The organism is Paenibacillus sp. TY11, from assembly GCF_059772165.1.
Genome location: NZ_JCBAIQ010000009.1, coordinates 210,072 through 227,652, shown reverse-complemented (window position 1 = coordinate 227,652; position 17,581 = coordinate 210,072). Strand labels below are relative to the sequence as shown.

The window sequence follows — 17,581 nt, the reverse complement described above, 5'->3', positions numbered from 1 at the left end:
GCAAATTTATGAAATATGAGGAATTTGACAAATTAATAACCGAAATGTCTGGAGAGAATGCTTCAGATGATTATTGGTATGATGTTGGAGTAAATGATGCGATGACCTTGTTGGAAAAATTTTCTGAAATAGATTGGGAAGTGCTTGGAAGAAATATAATGGATAAGTCGTTAGAGTGGCAAAAAAGAGTAGTATATTGCTTTGAAGAAGAAAATGATGCAAGAGAAATTAATATAATATTATCACTTATTGAAACAACAGACAAAGAACTATTTGAAATGTGTATTGATTCTTTAAGATTTTTAATTAATGATAGTAATAAAGATTGTATAATAAATAACAATGAACTTTTGGATAAATTGAGAAAAATGGCATTAATTGATAATTTGTCAGGTAGAATATGTAGGGAGTTTCTTAATAAATTACAATAGAGATGATAATATATGAGTTGTTAAATTTTCATAACAATAGGCTGCAAAACTTATTATTTCTAATTGACTTATAATGATATTTATTAACATTGCTTCATATAACGAAATCATTATGAACAGTTCAGATTTCTATAATTGTTTGAAAGAAATATGTATGGAAATTTATTGGTGAATGTCCGGAACAGAAAGACCAAGTGCATTTTCTTATGGACAAGATAAAGGCTATTTTTAATTTGTGAAAATTCCACACTGAGTTGAGTAAACCAATCAATCAAAAAATGAAAAATAGGTAGGTTTACAAAGTGACAACAAGATCATACAATACAACCAACAATGCCACAATGCGAGCTAGCCGCCCGTGTTGTGGTCTTTTATATCCTCTGATATGAATGGCGGGTAGATGAAATAGATCCCACCCAGTGCCGAATGAATCCAACATTCAACCAATAACACATATAACCCATGTAATACCCGTATAAAGATTTCGTCATTTTGTTTGTACGCACATTAAGTCTTTAATTTTATAACCTAAATAACGCTATTCCTTTACATCAAACAGGTTGATTATGGTCAGATACCACCGTAATTGACCTGTTTTTGTTATGTTCTTTTTCTCACAGTTTTTTGAAATCAACCGTAACTGTAGCATACATCGCCCCGATAGGGAGGCTGAAAAGGCAAAGCATCTTTTGAGATAGATAGCCCGACCATTAATATTGTCAGAATTAATCTGCAAATTGTTCGCAACGACGGAGCTACTTGCCGTGATGGTTACAGTGAACGAACAATCTGGAGAGCTAACATAGAACAGGTAAGGATACGTTTTAGGCTAGCCGCCTTCATGACTGCATAGCCGCCGTGCGGCGGTATAACCAAAACGAGTAAGGTATGGATTGAAATGACAACAAGGACGAATGATAAATAAACACCAAATGTTTGCTCATCATTTAATTTCTAGAAAAACTTAAAATTATGGAGTTACTTCATTAAGTATTTCCTTCAACTCAAACTAGACTCGCATAAAAATGCACCCCCTAGCGTTCATCAGACAAACCAAGAGGTTTGATCCAATGTCTACACTAGGGGGTGCTCTTCTAATAAGGGAAAATTTGATTTACCCCTTAACTGACCCTGCCGCGATTCCTTCCACAATCCGGTCACTCATGATGAGAAACACGAGCAAAATGGGCAAAATGCTGATCATCAACGTAGCTCCGATAGCTCCCCAGTCGGTCGTATATTGTCCAATAAAGTTTTGGACGCCTACAGTCAGTGTTTTGTTTTCGTCCGAGCTGATGAACGTATTGACGAAAATAAACTCATTCCAGTTATAGATCATGTTAATAATAGATGTCGTTGCCATGACCGGGGTTGTCATGGGCAGCACGATTCGGAAGAACATCCGGTTGACAGAGCAGCCGTCCATAACGGCTGCTTCTTCCACTTCACGGGGCAAGGCGTAATAGAAGCCCAGCAAGATCATCATCGTTGTCGGCAGATTAAAAGCGACATACGACAGGATGATGGAGAGTGAAGTGTCTGTTAAATGCAGTTTGAGAAACATACTGAACAACGGAATCAAGGTGGAATGGACCGGAATCATCAGTCCTACCATAAAGAGTCCGAGAACCAGCTGGCTTCCTTTCCACCGCATACGTGTAATGGCGAACGTTACAAAGCTGGCTAGCAGCACCGTCAACGCCACGGATATGACCGTAATCCACACACTATTGAAAAAATACCGCCCGATATTGCCGCTGGTCCAAACATTCATATAGTTCTCCCAATGCGGCTGGGACGGGAGTGCAAACGGCGGAAGGTTAAACACTTCCTGATTATTTTTAAGTGAGAAAAGCATCAGCCACACCAGCGGTAAAAGCTGCGTCACCGCCAAGATGATTAAAATGATATACAAAGCGGCATAACCGACCCGAGTTAACATTTTGCCGCGGGTAGCGACTCCAAGCGGATAGCTGGCGGCTGCCTGGGTTTTCATGTCCGTTCCTCCCTCTTCCTGTCCTTTGTTACCACCATCTATTGCATGACTGCATTATGAATACTGGATTGTGTCACTCGAAGCCGTAACCTTGCGGATCAGCCACGTAGCGATCAGACAGATGAGCAGCAGGGCAAAGGATGTGGCGCTGCCGTATCCAAAATCAAAACTGCGGAATGCCTGGTGGTACATATAAGAGGCCATCACTTCACTGGCTCCATTCGGTCCACCGTCCGTCATGACGTAGATGAGGTCAAAATATTTGAGCGAGCCGACAATCGACAATATGATCGTCACGTTAATCACCTCGCGCAACAGGGGCAATTTGATACGAGTCGCAATCTGCCAGGCACTGGCCCCGTCGATCCGGGCAGCCTCCATCAGCGTTTCGGGAATGTTTTTCAGCCCGGCATAATAGATCAGGATATAAAAGCCTGCATATTGCCAAATAATCGGAATGAACAAAGCAAACAGCACCAAGGACGGATTAGCTAACCATTCAGGCGGATTGTGGACTCCGACCGACGCCAGTATGGAATTGAACACTCCGTTCGTTGGATGATACATTTTGAGCCATAGCTGTGCGATCGCTACAGATGACAACAGCATGGGAATCAGATAAATTTTCCGCAGCAGATTCGCTCCCTTGATTTTTCCTGACAAAATCATTGCAATGACCAGATAACCGATCAGACTGATGCCTGAAAACAAGGCCAACAACAGCGAATGCCAGGCACTTTGCCAGAATGCACTGTCTGTGAGCAAATGTTGATAATTGTCCAACCCCACAAAAGTCATAGAGCCGATTCCATTCCACTCATTCAGACCGTAATAGCCGGTCAGTACTATGGGTACATAAATCACAGCAAATAACAGCAGCAGGGAAGGCAACACATACAGAGCAATGACAATCTTATTGGACATGACCTTTTCCACGGCCGGACCTCCTTAGGTGGTCAATTTCAATTTCCTTTCTCGATGGCAGCCTTATGCTGGTCGGCAAATTGTTGTGGTGTCACCGCTTTACCAAACAACGCCTGAATCATATTCAAATGTACCTGTGCCGCATTCGGCTTCATCTGTACATCGGCGAACAATGTAATGCTGCTGGCTTGATTCAGTCCGTTCAGCAAATCAACATATAGCTTGGGCAATTTTTCTTTGGAGGTGTCCACTTTCGTCGCCGGAATTACGCCCGCCTGTGTGACCGATTGCTCTCCCCATTTGACTACGAAGTATTCAACGAACGCTTTGGCCTCTTCTTTTACCTTGGAATTTTCCGAAACGTACAAGCCTACTCCCGGACCTCCTACCCAACTGTTCTCGTTACCCTTGCCGCCTGCAACCATCGGGAATTTAAAGAAGCCGATTTGATCTTTAAATGCTTGCGGGATTGCGGGATTGGTCGTAAAATTCGGCAATTCCCAAGTAGCCATCAAATACATAGCTGCCTTGTCGTTCATAAATTCGGATTTTCCCTCATCATTGGACAAGCCGTTAAATCCCTTGTTAAAGGCATTCATATCCACAAGCGTCTGGATTTCGGAGGCCGCCTGAATTAAACCAGGGTCATCGAACGATCCTGAGCCGTCAATCGCTTTTTTCAGCGTTTCGTTACCCGCTATACGATCCGCCAGATACATGTACCAGAGCGAGCCGGTCCAGCGGTCTTTATTGCCCAATGCAATCGGTGCAACTCCATGATCCGTAAGTGTTTTCACAACCTGCTTAAACTCGTCAAATGTCGCAGGTACCTTCAAATTGTATTTTTGGAATATGGCTTTGTTGTAATAAATAGGTGTAATGTTCAATTCAATCGGAAGCGCATACGTTTTGCCATTCAGCGCATAGGCTTCGGTCGTTCCCGGTACGAATTTGTCCTTCAACTTGGAACCTTGCAACAGGTCATCCATCGGTGTAAACAATCCACCTTTAACGTAAGGCTCCATGAAGCCCGCTGCCCAGGTGATGCCGATATCTGGTAATTCATTGGAAGCTGACAACACTTTGAGTTTGTTTTTATATTGTTCATTTTCCAGCACTTCCTGCTGAATGACGACATTCGGGTGATCCTTTTGGTATTGATCTATAATCTGAGTCACAAGCTTGCTCTGCTGTGCCGAGCTTCCCTCTGGCCACAGGTGCATCATTTTGAGTGTAACCTTTCCCCCTTCTCCACTGGAACCGCCTTGACCATCCTTACCACCACCGCAACCGGATAGCACCAGCATGAATGACAGCAGCAGGGTCAACCCAGCAACCCATTTTCGGTGTGAGCGCTTACGAACTGAATACTCGTTGGACATCGTTAGGCCTCCGTTATTATAATTATATTTTTGTAACCGTTATCATATGTAAGTTTAGCACTCCATTCCTGCTTCCAACAGGGTACGCTCATTGGGTATAATTCCACTTTTATTGGGTTTGATCTGCCTACACTGTCAGTCGATATTCTCCGGCCCTGTACGCATCTGCTGCCTGTAGCGGCTGGGACTTATCCCCTCGGTCGCTTTGAATACTTTAATAAAATATTTATCTGTCCGGTAGCCTGAACGCTCGCCGATTTGGGCAATCGTCAACTGGGTATGCAGCAGCAGCTCCTTGGCCCGTTGGATCCGCAGCCGATGCAGATATTCGCTGAAGGACAAACCACTTTGCTCCTTAAATAAAACACTAAAATAGCTCGCATTCAGGTGTGAATGCGCAGCAGTCTGCGCCATCGTAATGGATTCGTGAAGATGCTCCGCCATATAAGTAAAGGCACGTCGTACTGGATCACTAAGAGTAGCCGCTTGGAGGTCAAGCTCTAACAGAACAGGGTCAGCCAGCTTGTCCAGCTTCTCGTACCGCTGCCGTTCCTCTTCCAGCCGGAGCGCTTCATTGACCGTATTCAGCAGCTCCTGCTTATCAATCGGTTTGAGCAAATAATTGACGGCTCCCAGACGAAGAGCCTGCTGAACATAATCAAACTCCGCATATCCCGAGATGACAATGATCGCTGGTCGTCGTGAATCCCGTTCCAGAGAGCGGATTAAATCCAGCCCACTGAATTCCGGCAACCGGACATCCGTGATCAACAGATGAACGGTCTTTGCACGCAGTATATTTAGTGCTTCCAAACCATTATCGAATGTCACAATCCGGTATTTCCCGGCGGCCCATTGCTCCAATGTCTGGTGTATCCCCTGACGTGTTCGCTGTTCATCGTCTACAATGACAATGGTTTTGGATGAAACACTCATTCCTACCGCCCTCCATATTCATCAGGTATTTCAAAAGCGACCACAGTTCCTTCCTGCTCAGCACTATGTATCAGCATACCGTCCGTTGGATAAGATGCGCTGTCATAATAGAGAGCGAGCCTGCGCTGCACATTCACTAGCCCCATACCGGTTCCCTTGCTCTCGCAGGCTGCTCCCCCCGTCAGCGCTGTCCGCATAGCCGCAAGTTCCTTCGGTGTCATTCCAGGTCCGTTATCTATGACCGCGATCTTGGTCCAACCCGGTCTGGCCGAAGGAGTGACACGGATTTCAACGCGGCCGTTGCCGATCCGATCTTCGACGCCATGCAAAATGGCATTCTCAAGAATGGGCTGGATCAGCAGCTTAGGAAGCGGAATTCTGGCTGTCTCCGGAGGCATATAAATTTGCCAGCTCAGACGTTCACCCAGACGCATCTCCATCAGTTCCAGATAACGCCGGACTTGTGCCATTTCTTCCCCGAGTGTCACCCAAGAGTCATGGTGAGCCGGTTCGATAACATAACGAAACAGTCGCGACATGGATACCATCAGCCCGGCAAGTTCCTCCTCTCCCTTTTCCTGTAGCGACCAGTTGAAAGCATCCAGCGTATTAAAAAGAAAATGCGGATTGATCTGCGCCTGCAGAGCTTTAAGTTCGGTCTGGCTTTGTAAAGCCTCCTTCTCGCAAATAACACGGATCAATTCATTGATATCGACAATCATCGTGTTGTACTCTGCGTTCAATTCCCGCAGTTCGACCGCTGCTGCCGGTTCTGGATTCAGGGCCAATGTCCCTTCCCGTGAACGACGCATCGCCTGAATCAACTGACCTATCGGTCTTGTAATCAACGTAGACAACATAAAGGACATGAACAGAAATAGCACGGCACCAAGAGACGCGGAAATGATAAGTGTAGTCCGTAAAACCGTAATTCCGTCTGTGACGACGCTAACCGGAATCAGGATCAGCAGCGACCAGCCCGTCCGCTCCGACTGCTGAACTGCCTTCACATATTCCCGCTCCCCAATATGAACCGTCTGTGTCTTGCTATGCAGTACACCTGACAAATCCGTCTGGTTCATAGGTTCACCCGACAGCAGCTGGCCTTGACGATCGACAAGCAGCATGGTCTCATCCGCTTCTTCATTGACCGCTGACGTACCATTCAGTCCAAAATAACTTCGCTCCATACGGGTAATCAGGTACCCTCCGCGTGAGAACCAGCGATCCACCAGGCTCACCTGCCGAATCGCCAGCAGTGACCGGGGGTCCTCGGGATCAATGCCGATCCAGACCAGTCTTCCTTTCATCTGATTCGCTTCCCGGATATCTGCCTGTCCGATACGTTCCTCCAGACTGCCCTCTCTAATCGGAAACAACATCTTCCCTTCGGCGGTATACAGCTCCAGCGAGCCGACACTCGGCATATATGCCTGATAGCTATGCATCACTTGCAGTAGGGATTGACGCTGTCCAAAATTTACCTTGCCCCCGTTGCGCTCCTCCAGCAAAATATGCTGAACAGACGGGTGATTCGCGACCTGCTCCGTCAAGCTGTCCATCTGGCCGATTAATGCATCCAGCCTACCGCTTGCTTGTACCGCGGTCTGACCAATATGTCGCTCGGCACTGTTTTTCAACAGGTGAGAGACATTGAGATAAATGAACGCCCCCGCTACACTCATCATAATAAGCATCACCAGTATAAATCCAATAAAAATCTGATTACGCAACGTGTTTAATGGTTGGAACCTTGAACGCATATGCCTTCTCCCCCTGGACCATCGTAGAAAAGTTGATAATGATAACGCTTTCTATTTTTCTATTCTATCGCATCGTTCTCCTTTGTTGGCATATTTTCAGCAGAGATTAATAAAGATGGACAGGACGGATATGAAATAGAAAAATCACAGGGTAAACGAAAAAGATGACTCCCAAAGAATGCAGGAGCCATCTACTCGCTAGTTATACCGAAGCTTCTTTCAAAGCGCCCAAACCAAACTAAGGTACAGTTCAGGCTCCAAAGCTTGCATATTTAATTTGTATCCTATTGGAGCGCAGCCAAAATGCGGTCGCACAGCTCCATCGTTTTCACGTTATCCCGTCCACTTGAATCAGGCGTCCGTCCTTCTTGGCAGCAGTTCATGAAATGTGCGATTTCACCAACAAAACCGCGCAAGTACAAATCACGGTATCCGCCCGACATCGCGGAGGCTGACGGTGTCAGAACCGTATCGTTTTCCGCAAGGGATTTCCAAGGAAGCTCTGTATGACTCTCCGACTTGTGAATGATCAGTGTATTCACCTCATCCGCGTTCGCAAAACCGTGATCAAAGGTTACCGTAATACCTTCACTCTCGCGTGTCCATGCTGTCATACCTGCGAAGTATAGGCTACCCACTACACCATTTTCAAATTTCAGGGCAATCGTATGGGAAATACACTCGCCGTTATCGTTCGCAAATCCGGTAACCTGCACCACTTCCCCGAACAAATAACGTACCAGGTCGACCATATGAACCGCCGCCAGCTTCATGAAATCTTCGCCAGTTTTACAAAACAGGGTACTGTCCACGAGAAATTTTGCCTGAAATGAGCGTGCGGCTCCAAGCGAGCCACCCTTAATCAATTCTTTTAATTTTATGTATACAGGCGCGTAGCGCTTCATGAAGCCGACCATCAGGACAACGCCTGCTGCTTCTGCCGCATCTGCAATTTGGGCCGCTTCCTCCGCATTCCAACCCAGTGGCTTGTCTACAAAGACATGTTTTCCAGCCTTAATGCAGTCTAGTACGAGCGAAGGATGATCTGCCGCTTGTGCAATCACGACAACTCCATCACAGTCTTCCTGCTCCAGCATAGCCTTGTAATTGTCATAAGGTGTGCCGCTGCTTCCAAACCGCTGAAGTGCTGCCTTCGATCTGCTTAGATCTCTAGTCGCAATCGCCTGAATTTCAGCACCTGCTCCAATAACAGCAGGATATATATTCGTTGAAGCGTGAAAGCCAGCCCCGATAAAACACAGCTTCGCCTTGCTCATGTTAGTCCCTCCCATGTGTATACCAAAATATTCCGATACTATCGTACCATACTGCCAAAGTATATATACAGTGGCATAAAGATCAAGGAATGATTTTTAAGGGGAACAAGCTAAAAAAGCCTTAACAAAGATAATCCCTTATCCTTGTTAAGGCTTTGTCTGCATCACCAGTAACAATCCTTAAAAATACATTCAATGTAAGGTTCAGACATTATCTTGTGGATAACGAAGCCCATTTTTGCTCCAGCCACTGATCAAACTCAGCACCCTTGTCACCTTCATAGACGTCATAAATATCGACTCTCATCTTGTGCAGCTTCTCGCGAAAATCGTTATAGGTATGGTCGGCTGGCAGGCTTTTTTTAATCCGCACCAGAATCTTCGTCAGGCCCTTAACAAGCTCACCCTCTTTACGCACAGGCGGCTGCACATTCTCGCCCCATTCCTGAAGCTTGCGGTAAGCGGCTTCCTGAACGGCATATACCGTATCATTATTTAATCGGTGTGTCAGCAAGTCAATCGTCTGCTGGTTCTTCCATGCACCCAGATCATTTACCGCAGCTAGACGCGTTTTCCAATCGGAAGTTCGGTTTACAGCTACTTTAAGTTGTTCATATACTTCTGCAAATTCCTGCTGAGTTTCGTTGTTTTCCAAAATAATCTCATCCTTTTCTATAACTGAGTCAATCTATATTCGATCCTGTAGCGGTTCCACCATCTGAACGCTTTGCACACTTGTTCTCCAGCCCTGTGGCTTTACTAAAAAAATCACTACATTTGCTGTTCATCATGATTGCCGTTTGTTAAATATAACATACTTGCAGGTCTTCTTCTAAAAAAAGATAAAAATGAAATGTATCGGACCCAAAGTTCAACTAATATGAACAAGAAAGAACCTGAGGTTTGTCTCAGGCTCACTGGTGCAGATCAGCAACTGAAAACCTGCATTTGTACATTTTTTTACATCGGACATGGACAGAAGGCGTTCATTCGCCTCTGTTGTCTGCCGCTGAAAGGCTTCGTAAATCCATCCAGATCTTGTGGGATATAAACCGTATTTAGTAAGGGAATTTATAGAAAATCTTCACGTGCTGGTGTAAATGCATCTAGCAGAATACCGCCATCCTCCAGTGGGATACAGCCATGAAGAGTATCGGATGGAAAATGGATGCTGTCTCCTTCTTTGACGGTCTGCACGTCCTTTGTTTCGCCATTATCGATCATGAACTTAAAACTTCCCTTTATTACATAAGTGACTTGTTCATGGACATGCTTATGCAACGGGATCTCCCCTGTTTGGGCTTTAGCAAACATCACTTTGACATACATAAGCTGGTCGCTGTGGGCCAGCACTTTCCGGGTGGTATTACTGTCAACGATATCAATTTGAATATCTTGGTCGTTAAAAAACATGGATAATTCCTCCTCTTTTAGAACACAAATTATTTAGATGAGTTATTTTAAAAACTTCATAAATCGATTTAGTTTAAAACCAGCGGAAAATAAGCCAAAGTACTCCGGAAAGGGTAGTAAAGTCCGGATCTGCGAACGTTACCCCTTCGGCACCCAAAAAAGAAAAGAGCGGCAAGGTGAGAGCCGGCAGCAGACAGAGCAAGAATCCATTAAGACAACTGGAAATAACAGCTCCTCTGAAACCACCGCTGGAATTGCCGAATATCGCGGCTGCACCACCAGCGAGGAAGCAGGCCATGATCCCCGGCACAATGACAGGCAATCCGACAAGCGGGAAAAAAAAGACGCAGGCAACGCCTGTGAAGAAGCTGACCAAGAAGCCTACCAACGCGGAATTGGGTGATTTGTCGAACAGTACCAGAACATCCACACCAGGGATTGCTCCAGGTGCGAACACTTGGGAGAACCCTTTGAAAGCGGGTACAATTTCAGTTGTGAACAGCTTAACACCTGCTTTTGCGATATACAAGCCGGCAGCAAAAATAGCTGACTGTTCGAGGATGAAGACGATGTATTCTTTGCCATCAGATAATTTGCTGACATATTCAGAACCAGCAACCAGTCCGGATACTAGCAAAAGCACAAGCATTGTCAAGGTCGTTGCAACATTGGGATCGCGTAAAAAACTGATGCGGTCATTAATTTTTACATTTTCGGTGTCATTTTTACGGTTGCCGAAAACTTTCCCTAAATAGGTGCCGAGAATGTAAGAGGTCATGGAAGCATGAGCAATCGTATATTCATCAGATTTGATAATATTTTTGCTGGCATTCCGGAGCAGGTAAGGGAACACCGCCATGTAGCTCCCAATTACCAAAGAACCGACGATGATCGTAGTCAGTGAGCTGAGACCCAGACCTTTCATAACGGCTGTAGCAGCAAAGCTCATGAACAGAATCAAGTGAAGAGACAAATAAATGTACTTGAACTTGGTCAGGCGTGCAAGCACGATGTTAAGGATCATGGAAAAGAGCAGAATGAGCGCAGCATCCGCCCCGACCTGATCAATGGTCAGTGCCATAATGGCTTCATTGCTTGGTACGACACCTTTAAGGTTGAACGCATAAGAAAAAATTTGGCTGAAGTTGGTAAGAACGCCTCCTAAAATTCCGCCGCCGACTTTGATCATGGTAAAGCCCATGAAAGAAAGGGTAGTTCCCGTAATGATCTCTGATACTTTCTTCCTCTGGAATATAAGGCCGAGTAATGTCACAATCGCGATAATGATGGATGGCTCTCTGATAATGCTCATAAACATTTCCATAGTGATCTCCGACTTTCTTTTATTTATTTTCCATTCTTACTAAATCGATTTAGTAATACTCGAAAAAAATTTCCCTCTCGGGAATGTAAAAAGAAGCAGAATCATATTTTTTGTGAATTAAATCACAACTCACTTCATACATTATTCGTTTAAGCTTCATTCCTCCCCTCTCTCTTCAATCGCAATCATCACTAAAATTAGGAAACAGAAATGAAAGGGTATTCATGACTCGAATCATAAGATCATTATAGCTCTTTATTTTCTTTTTACAATAGAATTCATAAAAACGTTTTCAAAAAGATTAAAAAGCCTTATTCAAATCATTCAGTTCAAATTTTGGACAGATTCTCTGTGGTTAATGGTCGGATTCAATCGGATGATTTCTGACAACTCCTCATGATCCTGTTCTTTTTGATCGATTTTCTCCAGCAGCAGCCTCGCACTTCTTTTCCCCATTTCAAAGCTCGGCTGAGAAACGGTAGTGATCGGCGGATTATAAAAAGACGCAAAGGATACATCATCTATGCCAATCAAGGAAAAGTCATTAGGTATGGTCAGACGGTTATTTTTTGCGTAAATCAGCACCTGCTCCAAAATCATGTCATTCGTAGCAATAATTGCAGAGGGCGGATTCTCCATGTGGAATAGTTGTCCAATCAGATTAGGCATTTCATCCAACCTGCCGCTTTTGATATAGTTTTCATTCACTTGGATGTCATGTTTGCCCAGCGTATTTCGATAACCGGACAGCCGCTCACTTCGTGTGGTGATCGCTTTTTTTCCTAAGGGGAACGTGATGATGCCAATGTTCTTATGACCATGCTCAATGAGTGCTTCAACCGCAAGCTCGCTGGCTTTTTCATTATTCAACAGCACCGTGTCTACGCTGATTTCATCGATTTTCCGGTCCACAAACACGAATGGATAGCCATTCTTGGCAAGGGAAACATATAAATTCTTATTCTCTTCCGTCGGAAAAATGATAAGTCCATCCACTTGCCGAGCAATCATCGACTGGACATACTTTTTCTCTTTGAGCGAATCATCATCGGTATTGCAGACAATGACCTGGACATTTTCCAGTTGGCATTCATCTTCAATTGCACGCACGATTTCTGTTGTAAATCTCGATAAAATGGTTGAAGAAATAACACCCACAATGAAGGTCTTCTTCTGCTTGAGACTGCGTGCCACCTCATTGGGAATATAACTGAGATCCTCAATCGCTTGCTCGATCTTCTTCTTGGTGTTTTCACTCATATAGTTGTATCTCTTTTGCAGAAACTGCGAAACTGTACTCTTCGACACCCCGGCACGTTCTGCAACTTCCTTCATCGTTGTTACCATAATTACCCTCCTTTCTTTTTCTGCATATCAGGCATGTTAATTTTCAATATATATATTCTGCAACCTGTATGTAAAGTGAATTTCACTTTATTATATACCATCTCTTACAGCAGGAAAATATAATAAATCAAGAGTTAGAGCGTGCCCTCCAGCTTATAAACATTTCCCCACAAATGCTGGACACTTAGCCTGACCCTCCGTTGTTACAAATCTATTGAATTCAAACGAAATCTTAGAAATATACGAATTTTATGAACTTGTTTGATGGAAGATTTGAACATAAAATGAAATTGTAATCGGTTACAAAAACATTCAAATAAAGGAGGAAGCAAAAAACATGAAGAAAAAAGGATTAAAAAAAACATTTTTCGTCATTGCCTCCCTCGTAATGGGCTTCACACTGTATGGCTATACTCCCGCTTCAGCAGATGCAGCCAGTGTGAAAGGATATTATCACACCCAAGGAAACAAGATTGTAGACGAATCCGGGAAAGAGGCGGCATTTAACGGCCTGAACTGGTTCGGTCTGGAAACTCCTAATTACACCTTGCATGGACTGTGGAGCCGCTCAATGGACGACATGCTGGATCAGGTGAAGAAAGAAGGCTACAATCTCATCCGTCTGCCTTACAGCAATCAGTTGTTCGATGCCAGTTCCCGTCCGGACAGTATTGATTATCACAAAAATCCTGATCTGGTCGGATTGACTCCGATTCAAATTATGGACAAGGTGGTCGAAAAAGCTGGACAACGCGGTATTCAGATTATCCTTGACCGTCACCGTCCAGGCTCAGGTGGACAATCCGAGCTGTGGTACACATCCCAGTACCCTGAGTCCCGCTGGATTAGTGACTGGAAGATGTTAGCCGAACGTTATAAAAACAACCCGACCGTCATCGGTGCGGATTTGCATAACGAGCCACACGGTCAGGCAAGCTGGGGGACAGGCAATGTCTCCACAGACTGGCGTCTGGCGGCACAACGTGCAGGGAATGCGATTCTGTCCGTGAATCCGAATTGGCTGATTCTCGTAGAAGGTGTGGACCACAATGTTCAAGGCAACAATAGCCAATACTGGTGGGGCGGCAACCTGACAGGTGTAGCCAACGATCCTGTCGTTCTGGACGTACCGAACCGTGTCGTATATTCTCCGCATGATTACGGTCCTGGTGTATCGTCGCAGCCATGGTTCAACGACCCAGCCTTCCCGTCCAACCTGCCAGCCATCTGGGATCAAACCTGGGGCTACATCAGCAAGCAAAACATAGCTCCGGTACTGGTCGGTGAATTCGGCGGTCGTAATGTTGATTTGTCTACTACTGAGGGGAAATGGCAAAATGCACTCGTAGACTATATTGGTGCCAACAACCTGTACTTTACGTACTGGTCCCTGAATCCGAATAGCGGCGACACAGGCGGTCTGCTGCTGGATGACTGGGTTACCTGGAATCGTCCGAAGCAGGATATGCTGAGCCGGATTATGAAACCTGTTATTTTTGTAGCGGAGCAAGCGAAAGCAACCGCCAAATAAGCCTGTCGCCTGCTCCACGGGTGTATGACAACGGTCCATCCTTTGGGCGTTTGACACAGGAGGTCGAAATCAGTACGGTTTCGGAAGCATGTGTTAACGAATGACCACACTTTTAGGATTCGATTCGGTGCTGATGTTTCTGCCGTAGCACTTACTGGAGACCATTACGCCGCTGAGTGTGTAGCTTTTCTGGCGGGCTGCCCATGTTTTTTGCTGATTGTCGTGAATGAGTAACTACGTGGTATTCTCATTGTAAAAGCCGCTTTTCCCCAGGATCAGGTCATGCCAGACCTATAAAGGGGTGAAAAAGCGGCTTTTTTACGTAAACTTACATATACGTATAACAGATATCGAAGATTGACAATGAGCTATTTACTAAATTATCATTACCTTTTAATGTATTTCATAATGAAGAGGTGGTGCTCACAAAATGTTTGGAATCGTAAATTATGAAGTATTTTTGCTTACTGGAATCCTCCTAAATCTAATTCCTGGTGCAGACACAATGTATATAATTGGGAAAAGTATTGCACAGGGGAGAAAAGCCGGTGTGTATTCTGTTTTCGGTATCATTAGTGGTTCTTTGATCCATACGTTGTTAGTTGCTTTTGGTTTATCAATTATACTTACAAAGTCAATTATCTTGTTCAACATGATTAAAATAATTGGAGTTATTTATTTAGTTTATCTAGGAGTTAGAATGTTATTGGATAAAACAAATGCAAGTTTTAGTGCATCTGAATCCAATAAACAACACAGCAATAGAAAAACATATATACAAGGGATGTTGACAAGTCTTACGAATCCCAAGGTTTCTTTGTTTTTCATTGCCTTTCTTCCACAATTTATTGATACAAAGGCTTCTGGTCCCATTCCATTTATCCTTTTAGGGCTTACATTTTCGTTCACCGGATTGTTATGGTGCTTGTTTATTGCTTATTTTTCCTCTTACATTACCCAAAAAATAAAAGTCAACCAAAGGCTTGGCAGCTATTTAAACAAAATAACCGGGATAATCTTCATCGGATTAGGATTAAATCTTCTTCGAGCAAAGGCTCCTCAATAAACCTGAATAATTGTTCTCAAATGCTCCACTAACAGGAACGTTTTTGAATTCATCATGTGGCCGCCTATAGCTAAATGGTGGTCATATTTTTTTTCGAGAATCGACACAGTACAATAACAGACTAAGCTTTCTCTCCCCTTCTTGACGCTTCCCTTCCAGTTTTACACATTGTAACCCCCCCACTGAATGGGTAATTTTGTAAATTAAATCTCTCTTTTAACCGATAAATACATATGTTGGATTTGAATTATGAAAGTAATAGTTTGAAGAGGCTATCTATCATTTCGACGAGGGCACTCACCATGAAAGTAAACTAATCAGGAAGGAAGTTTTCATGTGATTATTTGGAAGGGTTTCGGTATTTTAAATATCGTTGTTCCAGGGGTTTTATTTGTTATTGTCGGGAGTTTAGTATCCGCTCTAGGGCTTGACTCCATAGATTCCCGGCTGCCGATGGCTTTTGTGTTCATTGTGTCGGGAGTTATTATCTGGCATTTGGGAAAAGCACTTAACGCCGACTCGGACAAAGTGCTAGTTGATATGGAAACGGGGCAACGCTATCGAATGGGAACCCAGCACAGTCTGTTTTTTATTCCTATGCATTATTGGGGCCCTGCCGGTCTAGTGATCGGATTTATTTTAATCGTTGCATCGATATTTACATAACGTTGATTGCAAAACATGAGCCATTCCTTGATCAAGGGTGCCTGTAAAGTAATATAGCAAAAACTATATAAAAGACCACAATGCGAGCCAGTTGCTCCCATCGTGGTCTTTTTCCTTTCGCAGGTCGATTATGATCTGATATCGCCATGGTTCACCTGTAATAAAGTTTTTCTCACAAGCTGGTCAGCTTGTCGAGTTGTCTCGGGTAAGCGATATTGTGGACAAAGCTTTAATATCCAGTTGCAGGCCGTTTCTAATGAAATACGATGACCTACGGATACAAAAAGAGGTTTAATGTTTTCCTGGGTTCTTAACACTCCGCCGATGATCTCCTCATGATCAACTAATAACGAACATGCCCCTCTTTCTTGAGAGGGTTCATTGAAATCACCCAATAGCCTCGTTTTACCACAACCGATTGTAGGAATATCAAACATAACCCCTAAATGACTAGCTAATCCGAATCGTCTAGGATGAGCAATTCCTTGTCCATCGCAGACGACCAGCTGAGGAGAGGTCTTGATTTGCTCAAATGCTTTGACTATAGGCGGTAGCTCCCTGAATGAAAACAATCCGGGTCTGTAAGGGAACTCTACAGAATCTTCCACTACTATAGATTCCACTATTTGTAATGAGCTTGCATCTAAAATAACGATGGCCGCTACTAAGAGATCACTTTGTTCACTATATGCGACGTCTACCCCAGCAACATATTGAATTTCAGGGAGTTGATCTTCTTTAATGACTTTTAAAGATAACTCCTGCTGTAATTTCACCGCTTCTTTTTCATCGATATCCCATTTATGATTTATGATCGGTTCCATTTTTTTGTGCCTCATTTCTATACACTTAGAATGGTAACTGGTTATTCAAACTTGCGAAAAAAGTAGCTGTCTAGCTATTGGGCCAATTGATTTGGGGCAGGTGAAAAACTAGCTCATGTTTCTCCCCAGCTGCTCAACCTTGCTCAGCCAATCGTTGCGCTGCTGATCCGATAATTTATTCATGAGATCAATCGCAGTAGAATGCACCGGCTTGACACCACATAGGTGCAGCGTGGAATCCTTCATCATCCGATGCCCAGGCTGTCCCTGGAAAAATCGGTAGTACCAGTGCGGACCGTCCATCGTTGTAATGAGACGGGCCGTTCTTCCTTTTAGAAGCTTGTCAGGCATGGGTTTTCCTTTTTGATACTTAAACGCAAACCCCGGCATAAAGGTACGGTCAATGAATCCTTTCATTAATGCAGGCAAGCTGCCCCACCAGATCGGAAAGACAAAAACGAGATGTTCTGCCCATTTAATCGACTCCTGTGCTTGGATCAAATCAGGTTCCAGCGGCAATTTATTACGATATCCACCTAATAGATTTGGATTAAAATCAAGCTCGGATAGCTGCAACAAACGAACCTCTGCCCCTCCAGCCTTCGCTCCTTTTACATAGGATTGAGCCAACGCTTCTCCATAACTGCCAGCGACCGGATTCCCTTGAATCACCAATATTTTTTTAGACATATAAACCACTT

At 44.1% G+C, this 17,581-nt stretch carries 16 protein-coding genes; 4 read left to right on the top strand and 12 right to left on the bottom strand.

The window, feature by feature from the left end:
* The first annotated feature begins 8 nt into the window (after nucleotides 1–8).
* The gene (locus tag AC6EJC_RS12685; RefSeq protein WP_444954258.1) at nucleotides 9–431 is read left to right on the top strand and encodes a hypothetical protein; all 423 of its coding nucleotides are present in this window, start codon (nucleotides 9–11) and stop codon (nucleotides 429–431) included.
* Between the two features lie 1,114 nt (nucleotides 432–1,545).
* Here AC6EJC_RS12685 and AC6EJC_RS12680 read toward each other — a convergent pair.
* From AC6EJC_RS12680 to AC6EJC_RS12635, 10 genes are all read right to left on the bottom strand, one after another.
* Nucleotides 1,546–2,427: a carbohydrate ABC transporter permease gene (locus AC6EJC_RS12680; RefSeq protein ID WP_444954257.1), complete on the bottom strand. Its 882-nt coding sequence runs from the start codon at nucleotides 2,425–2,427 to the stop codon at nucleotides 1,546–1,548.
* Nucleotides 2,428–2,481: 54 nt separating this feature from the next.
* Nucleotides 2,482–3,363: a carbohydrate ABC transporter permease gene (locus AC6EJC_RS12675; protein ID WP_444954256.1), complete on the bottom strand. Its 882-nt coding sequence runs from the start codon at nucleotides 3,361–3,363 to the stop codon at nucleotides 2,482–2,484.
* Between the two features lie 26 nt (nucleotides 3,364–3,389).
* Nucleotides 3,390–4,733: an extracellular solute-binding protein gene (locus tag AC6EJC_RS12670; RefSeq protein ID WP_444954255.1), complete on the bottom strand. Its 1,344-nt coding sequence runs from the start codon at nucleotides 4,731–4,733 to the stop codon at nucleotides 3,390–3,392.
* Between the two features lie 135 nt (nucleotides 4,734–4,868).
* Nucleotides 4,869–5,669 (bottom strand): response regulator, encoded by an 801-nt coding sequence (locus AC6EJC_RS12665; protein ID WP_444954254.1) that lies wholly within the window; start codon nucleotides 5,667–5,669, stop codon nucleotides 4,869–4,871.
* Between the two features lie 2 nt (nucleotides 5,670–5,671).
* Complete coding sequence (locus AC6EJC_RS12660) at nucleotides 5,672–7,432, bottom strand: cache domain-containing sensor histidine kinase (RefSeq protein WP_444954253.1); 1,761 nt, start codon at nucleotides 7,430–7,432, stop codon at nucleotides 5,672–5,674.
* Nucleotides 7,433–7,716: 284 nt separating this feature from the next.
* Nucleotides 7,717–8,709 carry a Gfo/Idh/MocA family protein gene (locus tag AC6EJC_RS12655; RefSeq protein ID WP_444954252.1) on the bottom strand — a complete coding sequence of 331 codons (993 nt, stop codon included), beginning with the start codon at nucleotides 8,707–8,709 and terminating at the stop codon, nucleotides 7,717–7,719.
* 211 nt (nucleotides 8,710–8,920) lie between these two features.
* Nucleotides 8,921–9,364: a HEAT repeat domain-containing protein gene (locus AC6EJC_RS12650; RefSeq protein WP_444954251.1), complete on the bottom strand. Its 444-nt coding sequence runs from the start codon at nucleotides 9,362–9,364 to the stop codon at nucleotides 8,921–8,923.
* A gap of 416 nt (nucleotides 9,365–9,780) precedes the next feature.
* Complete coding sequence (locus AC6EJC_RS12645; RefSeq protein ID WP_444954250.1) at nucleotides 9,781–10,122, bottom strand: cupin domain-containing protein; 342 nt, start codon at nucleotides 10,120–10,122, stop codon at nucleotides 9,781–9,783.
* A 73-nt stretch (nucleotides 10,123–10,195) separates the two neighbouring features.
* Nucleotides 10,196–11,446, bottom strand: a complete 1,251-nt coding sequence (ulaA, locus tag AC6EJC_RS12640) for a PTS ascorbate transporter subunit IIC (protein WP_444954249.1) — start codon at nucleotides 11,444–11,446, stop codon at nucleotides 10,196–10,198.
* 324 nt (nucleotides 11,447–11,770) lie between these two features.
* Nucleotides 11,771–12,793, bottom strand: coding sequence for a substrate-binding domain-containing protein (locus AC6EJC_RS12635; RefSeq protein WP_444954248.1), 1,023 nt, complete (start codon nucleotides 12,791–12,793; stop codon nucleotides 11,771–11,773).
* Nucleotides 12,794–13,130: 337 nt separating this feature from the next.
* Here AC6EJC_RS12635 and AC6EJC_RS12630 point away from each other — a divergent pair, with 337 nt between their 5' ends.
* The 3 genes from AC6EJC_RS12630 (at nucleotide 13,131) to AC6EJC_RS12620 (ending at nucleotide 16,056) form a co-directional block, all read left to right on the top strand.
* A complete protein-coding gene (locus AC6EJC_RS12630) occupies nucleotides 13,131–14,324 on the top strand; it encodes a glycoside hydrolase family 5 protein (protein WP_444954247.1) in 1,194 nt (397 codons plus the stop codon).
* Between the two features lie 430 nt (nucleotides 14,325–14,754).
* Complete coding sequence (locus AC6EJC_RS12625; protein ID WP_444954246.1) at nucleotides 14,755–15,390, top strand: LysE family translocator; 636 nt, start codon at nucleotides 14,755–14,757, stop codon at nucleotides 15,388–15,390.
* Between the two features lie 336 nt (nucleotides 15,391–15,726).
* Nucleotides 15,727–16,056 (top strand): hypothetical protein, encoded by a 330-nt coding sequence (locus AC6EJC_RS12620; RefSeq protein ID WP_444954245.1) that lies wholly within the window; start codon nucleotides 15,727–15,729, stop codon nucleotides 16,054–16,056.
* A gap of 128 nt (nucleotides 16,057–16,184) precedes the next feature.
* Here AC6EJC_RS12620 and nfi read toward each other — a convergent pair whose 3' ends face one another.
* The gene (gene nfi / locus AC6EJC_RS12615) at nucleotides 16,185–16,895 is read right to left on the bottom strand and encodes a deoxyribonuclease V (protein ID WP_444954244.1); all 711 of its coding nucleotides are present in this window, start codon (nucleotides 16,893–16,895) and stop codon (nucleotides 16,185–16,187) included.
* A 93-nt stretch (nucleotides 16,896–16,988) separates the two neighbouring features.
* Complete coding sequence (locus AC6EJC_RS12610; RefSeq protein ID WP_444954243.1) at nucleotides 16,989–17,570, bottom strand: NAD(P)H-dependent oxidoreductase; 582 nt, start codon at nucleotides 17,568–17,570, stop codon at nucleotides 16,989–16,991.
* Nucleotides 17,571–17,581 lie beyond the last annotated feature (11 nt).